We start from the raw sequence: 6,062 nt of genomic DNA, 5'->3' as shown, positions 1-6,062 counted from the left end.
GGGGCGGGGCGGGGCCCGCGGGTGGGCGGGGCGCGCTGCTGGAGGTTGGGGGGGTGGGGGCCGTGGGGCTCCCCCCCGCGGTCGCGGAAGAAGTCTTCGGGATCGGCGCCGGCCGCGAGGGAGCCTGCGAGCAGGACCCCGTGGGCGGGCAGCGCCTCGGGGAGGTCGGCGGCCAGGGCGGGGCAGCCGGCGAGCTCGGCGAGGGTGGCGGCGAAGCGGCGCCCCGCCGGGCCGGCGCCGGCGCCCTCGCTCCAGATGAGCGGGAGGGCCCCGGCGAGCTCGGAGGCGAGGGTCTTGGCCGGGTTGGAGTACGTGGCGATGGCCGGCCCGCAGCGCTCGGCGGTGCGGTCGAGCCGGTCGGCGACGCGCTGGAGGGTCTCGGGCGCGGCGGTGATCAGCCCGACCTTGTCGAGGAGCACGAGCAGCGGGGTCAGCAGGGCCCACAGGGCGCCGGGGCCGGCCGCGGCGGACTCGTCGTACTCCTGGTAAGGGGCCTTGGCCATCGGGACGAGGAGCCCGTGCGCGCCGTCCACGGCCTCGCTCAGCGGGGACCGCTCGGGCGCGACGGCGACGACGGTGCAGCCGCGCCGGTAGGCCTGCTCGGCGAGGACGGCGAGTCCGGGTTCGGTGCCGTCGGTGGTGGCGATGAGCAGCAGGTCGACGGAGCCGGCCCAGCCGGGCAGCGCCCAGCGCAGGGCTCCGGCGGCGTGGGCGACGCCGGTGGGGTGCAGCCGGATGACGGGGGCGGAGGCTCCGGCGAGGGCGCCGAGCAGGTCGGCGACTCCGGTGGCGGCGGTGCCGGGCCCGGCGATGAGGACGGCGCGGGGCCGGCCGTCGGGGCGCAGGTCGGCGAGGCCGGCCTCGGTGGCGTGCCGGGCCGCGGTGCGGACTCTGGCCCCGGCCTCGGCGGCGCCGCGGAGCAGGCCGCGGCGGTCGGCGCGGGCGAGCTCGTCCGGTGCGTCGAGGAGCGACTCGTCGAGCATGGCGGCCTCCGGCTGTCGAAGAAGGGCGTGCGACTCGGTTGCTCGGGCGCCCGGCGCTGCGGCGGGCGCCCCTGTGCTGCCTGTGCGGCTGCGGCCCGGGGCGGGCGGGCCCGGGCCCCGGGGCCGTGGTGGCCTGGGCTCGGGCGGGACGGGGCCTCAGGCGGGGCGGCGGGCCTCGTCGACGAGGAGGACCGGGATGCCGTCGCGGACCGGGTAGGCGAGGCCGCAGTCCCGGCCGGTGCAGATCAGCTCGGGGGCCGTCTCGTCGGCCGACTTGTCCTCGAGGGGCGAGTGGCAGGCGGGGCAGGCGAGGATCTCCAGAAGGCCGGCTTCGAGCGGCATGGGGCGCTTCCCTTCGAACATGCGGATTGGGCGAGGTCAGCGTACCGCCGAGTCACCTGCGGTGCGGCCCGACGGCGTCGGACGCGGGCGCATCAGGCGCGGACGAGGGCGAGGACCTCGTCGCGGATCTTGACGAGCTGCGCGGCGTCGCGGGCCTCGACGTTCAGGCGCAGCAGCGGCTCGGTGTTGGAGGCGCGCAGGTTGAACCACCAGTCGGCGGAGGTGACGGTGAGGCCGTCCAGCTCGTCGAGGGTGATGCCGTCCAGCGGGCCGTAGACGGCCTTGACCGCGGCGACGCGGTCGGCCTGGTCGGCGACGGTGGAGTTGATCTCGCCGGAGCCCACGTAGCGGTCGTAGGAGGCGACGAGGTCGGAGAGGGCGCCGTCCTGGCCGCCGAGGGCCGCGAGGACGTGGAGCGCGGCGAGCATGCCGGTGTCCGCGTTCCAGAAGTCCTTGAAGTAGTAGTGCGCCGAGTGCTCGCCGCCGAAGATCGCGCCGGTCTTCGCCATCTCCTCCTTGATGAAGGAGTGGCCGACCCGGGTGCGCACCGGGGTGCCGCCGTTCTCGCGGACGACCTCGGGGACGGACCAGGAGGTGATCAGGTTGTGGATGACCGTGCCGGTGCCGCCGTTGCGGGCCAGTTCGCGGGAGGCGACCAGGGCGGTCACGGCGGACGGGGAGACGCCCTCGCCGCGCTCGTCGACGACGAAGCAGCGGTCCGCGTCACCGTCGAAGGCGAGGCCGAGGTCGGCGCCCTCGGCCTTCACGCGGGCCTGGAGGTCGACGAGGTTCTTCGGGTCCAGCGGGTTGGCCTCGTGGTTCGGGAAGGTCCCGTCGAGCTCGAAGTACATGGGGACGAGTTCCAGGGGCAGGCCCTCGAACACGGTGGGGACGGTGTGGCCGCCCATGCCGTTGCCCGCGTCCACGACCACCTTGAGCGGGCGGATGGAGCCGAGGTCGACCAGGGACTTCAGGTGCGCGGCGTAGCCGGCGAGGGTGTCCTGCTCGGTGACGGTGCCGGGGACGGTGCCGGCCGCGATCGCGGGGGCGCCCTCGTCGGACCACTTCTCGGCGAGCTCGCGGATGGTGGACAGGCCGGTGTCCTGGCCGACCGGGGCGGCGCCCGCGCGGCAGAGCTTGATGCCGTTGTACTGGGCCGGGTTGTGCGAGGCGGTGAACATCGCGCCGGGCAGGTCCAGCACGCCGGAGGCGTAGTAGAGCTGGTCGGTGGAGCACAGGCCGATCAGGGTGACGTCCACGCCGCGGGCGGCCGCGCCGCGCGCGAAGGCGGCGGACAGGGCGGGGGAGGAGGGCCGCATGTCGTGGCCCACCACTATCGCGGTGGCCTCGGTGACCTCCACGAACGCGGCACCGAACAGCTCGGCCAGCGACTCGTCCCACTCGTCCGGTACGACACCACGTACGTCGTACGCCTTGACGATGTTCGAAAGATCTGCGGCCACTGCTGACTGCCTTCCTGATGGTCCTGTGCGGGGCCACCGACCCTACCCTGCGCGGAAGGCGGGTCCCGATGGGAGAGGAATGTCAGGAATCGGGCGATCGCAGGACGCGCAGGTGTCCGCGGCGCGTCTCGCCGGTGTTGCCGCCCCGGCCCGGTCCGGTTCCGCCGGCCTCGGCGGCGCGGTCGTGCGGACGCGCCGCCTCACGGACGGCATTGGCCAGGGCTTCGAGGTCGTCGCCGCTGGGGCGGGACGGCGCGGAGCCGTCGGTCAGGCGCACGACGTCCCAGCCGCGCGGGGCGGTCAGGCGCTCGGAGTGCTCGGCGCACAGGTCGTAACAGTGGGGTTCGGCGTAGGTGGCGAGCGGGCCGAGAACTGCGGTCGAATCGGCGTAGACGTACGTCAGTGTCGCGACGGCAGGGCGGCCGCACGCGGTGCGCGAACAGCGACGTACAAGGCTCACGACGTTGGACGGTACCGCACTCTTGACCGGGCCGCGACGACTCTCCCGCGGGCCACTCCCCCGTGTCGTGCCTGCGGGAGGGCGTGGCGGGTCCGGAAAGGCCCGGGCCGCAAGGGCTCTGCGGGCTACGCTGCGGGGGTGACGGACACCCCCCTGCCCCCCGGCCCGCCCCGCTCCGCCGAGCCTCCCGCCGAGCCGCGGACGCGGCGTCGCGACCGGCACGGGCGGGGCATGCGGGGGCCGCTGGCGCCGCCGCAGGTGCCGCTGTCGGCGAGCCGGGCGGAGCTGTTCGGCGATCTCGTACGGGACTCCGTGGAGCGGCTGGAGCGGCGGTGGCCGCAGCTGGCGGAGGTGGAGTTCGTGGTCGCGGACGTGCCGGGACCGCCGGGCGGTCCGGACGCCGGCTGGAACGACGAGGCGGTGCCGCTCGGGGCGCTGTCGGAGGCGACGGGGGCGGGGCGGCCGGCGCGGGTGGTGGTGTTCCGGCGGCCGGTGGAGATCCGGACGAAGAGCCGGGACGAGCGGGCGCTGCTCGTGCACGAGATCGTGGTGGAGCAGGTGGCGGAGCTGCTCGGGCTGTCCCCCGAGACGGTGGACCCCCGGTACGGCCAGGACTGACAACCGCCGGGCCCGGGCCGGGCCCGGCGGCGGCTAGTCGGTCAGGACCGTGAGGTCCTGGGCGGCCTTGGGGACCGAGACCATCGCGTGGTCGTCCGACAGCACCTGGATCGTGAACATCGGGATGCCCTCGCCGGGCAGCGTCAGGGTGCGCGACGCGTACACGGGCCCGCCGGAGAGGGTCTCGACCGTCAGCGCGTAGGCGCCCTTGGCCCCGGCCGGGGCCAGCGTCACCGTCTGGGTCGTGCCCGTCTTGACGGTGACCTCCTTCGAGGCCGGCTCCCCGGCCTCCGTGCCCGCCGACGCCGTCACCTTGACCTTGGCGTCGGTGCCGCCGGCCGCCGTCAGCGAGAGCACCGTCGCGTTCTCGTCCGCGCGGGCGTCGGCGACCGTGGCGCGCGTCCCGACCGGCCCGGCCGCGGGGATGAAGCCCAGCTCCTGCTTGGCACCGCTGCCGCGGACCACGCGCAGGGCCGCCACCACGGGCACGGCCTTCTTGCCCTTCCCCGGGGCGAGCACCAGCGAGCCCGCCTCGCCGCGGGTCACGTCCTTGAGGTCCAGACTGGCCGTCATACCGCCCCTGACGTGCAGTTGTTCGCTGCCCGCCGGGGTGATCGAGCCGTTCGCGCCGGCCAGCTTGACGGTGAGGTCCGCGTCCTCCTCGCCGGGCGCGAAGGCGACCAGCCGGACGGAGGTGGCGTCCGCCGGGATTCCGGGCAGCACGAGCGAGCCGGCCGGATCGGCGGAGGCCGCCAGCCAGTCGGCGCCCACGCCTTCCTCACCGACCTGCACGGAGGCGCCGACCCGGCCCGCACGGGTCGTCACATGGGCGGTGACGTCCGCGAGCTGGGCGCCCGGGGCGAGGGAGGCCAGCGAGACCGCCTTGGTGGACCTGGGGTCGATCCGGATGTTCTCGCCGGTGCCGCCCTCGGACTTGACCGTCCCGTCCGGGCCGAACATCTTGATGTCGATCACGGCCGCGGTGTCGTCCGGATTGGTGAGGTGCACGTAGTCCTCGCGCCCCTTGGCCGTGCTCGCGCCGGGGAACCAGAAGTCGGTGCCGGGCGTCGTGCAGCCGACCCCGAGGAGGCCGCGCGCCCGGCCGACCCCGACCTTCGTCGTCTGCTGCGCCGTCCAGCCGGGGGCCAGGACCCCGTCGGCGACACCCGTCAGCGCGGGGGCCTCCGCGCCGTTGGCGCCGGCCCCGGCGGGCTTGCCGCGCTCCTTGAGCTCCAGCACCGGCTTGGCCTCCTTGGTCGCGCCGAGGAGGCGGGCCGTGCCCTTGCCCCCGCCGGCCGCGCCGGGGGTGATCGCCGTGTACGTGGTCTCCGCGATGTCCGAGGAGCTGGGCGCCGGGCACACCAGCGCGGAGCGCTCCACCGGCATCCGGGCCGCGGCCGCCGGCCTGGCGTCGGCGGCCGGGGCGGCGGGTGCGGTGAGGTGGGCGACGCCGGTGACGGCCGCCAGGGCCGCGGCCACCGCCGCCAGCGTCAGGGGTGCGCGCTGCTTCACTGCTGGGGGCTCCCGTCCGGACGCGGCTGGTGCTGTCCGTAGGTGTCGTACTGCTGCTCGTACGGCGGGTAGGGGTACGGCGGCTGCTGCGGCTGCTGCGGCTGCTGCGGGTACGGCTGCTGGTCTTCGTAGCCCTGCTGCGGGTACGGGTACTGCTCGTACCCCGGCGCCTGGGCGGGCCCCGGCACGTACGGCTGCTGGGGCTGCTGGGGCTGCTGGGGCTGCTGGTCGTACGCGTAGCCCTGTTCCTCGTACGCCTGGTACGCGTACGCGTCGTCGCCGTAGACCGGCTGCGCCGGGATCCCCGCGTACGGATCGGCGACGGCGCCCGCGCCCTCCTCGGCGGCGGTCGGCGCCGCGGCCCGGGACTGCGCCTCGGCGCGCAGCCGGCGGGCCCGGCGGCCCTCGCCGGCCTCGCCCGAGGCGGCTCCGTCGGGGCCGTCCGTCTCCTCCTCCGGCAGGTCGTCGTCGAGGCGGGCCCGGCGGCCCGGCAGGGCCATGACGAGCAGGACGAGCGCGAGCAGGCCCTGCGCCCAGTGCCAGGCGGTGCGCATCAGCGCGTCCTCGTGGACGAGGTCGAGGCGGCCGCCGGAGGCGGGGCGTTGGATGCCCAGGGCGCACCCGCCGCGGGTCGTTGGGGTGAGGGGGTGGGCGTGGAGGGTGGGCGTCGAGCCCGCGGCCGCG

Annotated in this window: 6 protein-coding genes and 1 pseudogene; 1 reads left to right on the top strand and 6 read right to left on the bottom strand. The window is 75.9% G+C overall.

Annotated elements, in window-relative coordinates:
* The 4 genes from ACFXA3_RS32560 to ACFXA3_RS32545 all read right to left on the bottom strand — a co-directional run.
* Window positions 1-983: SIS domain-containing protein (locus ACFXA3_RS32560; RefSeq protein WP_385192726.1), on the bottom strand; the 983-nt coding region annotated here is incomplete at its 3' end.
* Window positions 984-1,139: 156 nt separating this feature from the next.
* On the bottom strand, window positions 1,140-1,325 hold the full coding sequence (locus tag ACFXA3_RS32555; RefSeq protein WP_054222355.1) for a Trm112 family protein: 186 nt from the start codon (window positions 1,323-1,325) through the stop codon (window positions 1,140-1,142).
* A gap of 92 nt (window positions 1,326-1,417) precedes the next feature.
* Entirely contained in the window at window positions 1,418-2,788 is a 1,371-nt protein-coding gene (locus ACFXA3_RS32550) for a phosphomannomutase/phosphoglucomutase (protein WP_385192723.1), read from the bottom strand.
* A gap of 82 nt (window positions 2,789-2,870) precedes the next feature.
* Window positions 2,871-3,248 (bottom strand): DUF3499 domain-containing protein, encoded by a 378-nt coding sequence (locus tag ACFXA3_RS32545; RefSeq protein WP_385192721.1) that lies wholly within the window; start codon window positions 3,246-3,248, stop codon window positions 2,871-2,873.
* 138 nt (window positions 3,249-3,386) lie between these two features.
* Here ACFXA3_RS32545 and ACFXA3_RS32540 point away from each other — a divergent pair, with 138 nt between their 5' ends.
* Window positions 3,387-3,866: a metallopeptidase family protein gene (locus tag ACFXA3_RS32540; protein WP_385192719.1), complete on the top strand. Its 480-nt coding sequence runs from the start codon at window positions 3,387-3,389 to the stop codon at window positions 3,864-3,866.
* 33 nt (window positions 3,867-3,899) lie between these two features.
* Here the strand turns inward: ACFXA3_RS32540 and ACFXA3_RS32535 are convergent, their stop codons facing one another.
* Together ACFXA3_RS32535 and ACFXA3_RS32530 are read right to left on the bottom strand one after the other, a co-directional pair.
* The gene (locus ACFXA3_RS32535) at window positions 3,900-5,378 is read right to left on the bottom strand and encodes a DUF5719 family protein (protein ID WP_385192716.1); all 1,479 of its coding nucleotides are present in this window, start codon (window positions 5,376-5,378) and stop codon (window positions 3,900-3,902) included.
* A pseudogene (locus tag ACFXA3_RS32530) lies at window positions 5,375-6,062 on the bottom strand (family 2 glycosyl transferase); the annotation flags it as partial. The pseudogene ACFXA3_RS32530 and the gene ACFXA3_RS32535, both read right to left, overlap by 4 nt.

The sequence above is a fragment of the Streptomyces sp. NPDC059456 genome (assembly GCF_042750055.1).
In the GTDB taxonomy this organism is placed as follows: Bacteria; Actinomycetota; Actinomycetes; order Streptomycetales; family Streptomycetaceae; genus Streptomyces.
Note: the sequence above shows the minus strand (reverse complement) of the source record. Positions and strands in the feature narration are given on the sequence as shown.

Excerpts from the sequence above, each read along its gene's own strand:
- ACFXA3_RS32555 (WP_054222355.1), bottom strand. The coding sequence starts at position 1,325 with ATGCCGCTCGAAGCCGGCCTTCTGGAGATCCTCGCCTGCCCCGCCTGC.